The organism is Falsiruegeria litorea R37, from assembly GCF_900172225.1.
In the GTDB taxonomy this organism is placed as follows: domain Bacteria; phylum Pseudomonadota; class Alphaproteobacteria; order Rhodobacterales; family Rhodobacteraceae; genus Falsiruegeria; species Falsiruegeria litorea.
The window spans coordinates 1-1,125 of the sequence record NZ_FWFO01000015.1; the positions used below are offsets into that span (position 1 = coordinate 1).

Sequence of the window (1,125 nt, forward strand, 5' to 3'; positions counted from 1 at the left end):
CTTACCCCTCGTGTGAGACCGGCAGATCCATGCCGTGCTCTTTCAGCAATGCGTGACGGCGGGCGGTTTTCAGATCCTCGGCCACCATTTCGGCGCACATTTCCTGCACGGTGATCTCGGGCGTCCAGCCCAACTCCGATTTCGCCTTGGCCGGATCGCCCAAAAGCGTCTCGACCTCGGCGGGGCGGAAATAGCGCGTGTCGATGCGCATGATCACATCGCCCACCTTCAGCGCCGGGGCGCTGTCGCCGTCGATCGCTGTCACGGTGGCGATCTCTTCAACCCCCTCGCCGGTGAACTCCAGCGAGATGCCCAATTCTTCGGCCGACCAAGTGATGAACTGGCGCACGGAATACTGCACGCCGGTGGCGATGACAAAATCCTGCGGCGCGTCCTGCTGCAGCATCATCCACTGCATGCGCACGTAATCCTTGGCATGGCCCCAGTCGCGCAGCGCGTCGATGTTGCCCATGTACAGGCAATCCTCGAGCCCTTGCGCGATATTGGCCAGACCGCGGGTGATCTTGCGGGTCACAAAGGTCTCGCCCCGGCGCGGGCTCTCGTGGTTGAACAGGATGCCGTTGCAGGCATACATGCCGTACGCCTCGCGGTAGTTCACCGTGATCCAATAGCTGTACAGCTTGGCCACCGCATAAGGGGAACGCGGGTAAAACGGAGTGGTCTCGCGCTGCGGGGTTTCCTGCACCAAGCCATAGAGTTCCGATGTCGAGGCCTGATAAAACCGCGTCTTCTTTTCCAACCCCAGAAACCGGATCGCCTCGAGCAAACGCAGCGTGCCCATGCCATCGACGTCAGCGGTGTATTCCGGGCTTTCGAACGACACCGCCACATGGGATTGCGCGCCCAGGTTATAGACCTCGTCGGGCTGGACCTCTTGAATGATGCGGGTCAGGTTCGACGTGTCGGTCAGATCGCCGTAATGCAGCTTGAACCGGGCATTGTCGACATGGGGGTCTTCATAGATGTGATCGACCCGGGCCGTGTTGAACAGCGACGAACGGCGCTTGATGCCGTGCACCTCATAGCCTTTTTCCAGCAGGAACTCTGCCAGATAGGATCCATCCTGTCCGGTCACACCCGTGATAAGCGCCGTCTTTGTCATGT

Annotated in this window: 1 protein-coding gene; it reads right to left on the minus strand. The window is 60.3% G+C overall.

What is annotated here, in order from left to right:
* Position 1: 1 nt before the first annotated feature.
* A complete protein-coding gene (gene gmd / locus TRL7639_RS22725; protein WP_085798193.1) occupies positions 2-1,123 on the minus strand; it encodes a GDP-mannose 4,6-dehydratase in 1,122 nt (373 codons plus the stop codon).
* Between the last annotated feature and the right edge of the window lie 2 nt (positions 1,124-1,125).